This is a genomic window from Halomonas sp. 707D4 (genome assembly GCF_024158685.1).
GTDB lineage: Bacteria > Pseudomonadota > Gammaproteobacteria > Pseudomonadales > Halomonadaceae > Vreelandella.
Window position 1 is genome coordinate 1 of the sequence record NZ_JAMZBD010000666.1, and the last position, 1,343, is coordinate 1,343.

General features: G+C 55.4%; 2 protein-coding genes. Both read right to left on the reverse strand.

Annotated elements, in window-relative coordinates; translation table 11 throughout:
* A partial coding sequence (locus BIS11_RS17745; protein ID WP_253586746.1) for a flagellin FliC occupies nt 1-591 on the reverse strand: 591 nt, incomplete at its 3' end.
* 138 nt (nt 592-729) lie between these two features.
* On the reverse strand, nt 730-1,343 hold a 614-nt coding region (fliD, locus tag BIS11_RS17750; protein WP_253586747.1), incomplete at its 5' end, for a flagellar filament capping protein FliD.

Consider the following 1,343-nt stretch of genomic DNA (forward strand, 5'->3'; position numbering starts at 1 on the left):
CAGGCTCTGGAAGTTGTCATGGGCACCGCTGGTACCCGCGGTGAACGTAGAACCGGACATGCCGCCGCCAGACAGACCAAGGCCAGTCACGGTTGCATCAATAGTCTTGACCGAAATAACGTCTTCAGAGTCCGTATTGGAACCGACCTGAATGTTCAGAGTACCACCACCGCTCACATTGAGCAGGTTGGTACCGTTGAAGTTGTTGCTGCCCGCCACGCGGTCGATCTCGGCCAGACGCTCGTTGATTTCGGTTTCGATCGCGGCGCGGTCGTCTTCGGTGTTGGTATCGTTGGCACCCTGTACCGCCAGTTCACGAATACGCTGCAGGTTGTCGTTGATCTGATCCAGACCACCTTCCATGGTCTGAACCAGGGAGATACCGTCGCTGGCGTTACGGCTCGCCTGTTCCATGCCCTTGATCTGGGCGGTCATCTTGTTGGCGATGGCCTGACCAGCGGCGTCGTCGGATGCGCTGTTGATACGCAGGCCGGAAGACAGACGTTCCTGCGCTTGGGCCAGCATGCTCTGGGAAGAACGCAGGTTGTTCTGGCCGATCATGGAAGTGATGTTGGTATTGATCACGGACATGGAGATATTCCTCGAAGTTTGACTGACCAGGGGGCCGGTTTACGGCGTTTACATCGCCGGTGCTATAGATAACGGCCCCCAGGCAAACTTCTTTAGCTGTACCACCCGTTTTTATGTAACGAAGTGCAACTTAAAAGATCATTTCTTCTGCATGTTGCTCAACATGTCGAACTGTTGACTGAGATAGCTGCTCATCGAATTCATCTGCGCGATCATGCCATCCAACTGAGCGAACTGTCTGCGGTAGCGGTCCACGGTTCTTTCGATGCTGGCTTCCATGCGCGCCTTGCGCTTGTCTAGGCTGTCGATGCGCTGTTCTGCGCTGCTGACCGAACTCTGGATGATACCGTCATCCGACGTGATCGAGGTCAGCGTTGCGCTCATGCGTCCTGCAAACCCGGCTTCCTTGCTGTCGCCTGCAAAAAATGCGGCGAGTGCTTCCGGGTCGCCGGCGATGGCCGCATCAAGTTTTTCCTCATCCACCTTCAATCGACCACGCTCGTCGAGCGTGATACCAATGTCGGAAAGACGAGTAATGTCGCCACCTTCGAGACTATCGCTGATATCCTGACTCAAGCGGTTCTCGATGGTACGTACGGTGCGATCGCCCACCAGCTCACCGGAGGTTTCACCTGCGCCATTGAACTGCGTCATGCGTCCGACGGTCGATTTCATCTCGTTGTAGTTGCTGACGAAATTATTGATCGCTTCCTTGAGAGAATCCTCGTCTCGCTCGATGACCAGTGTGGCGG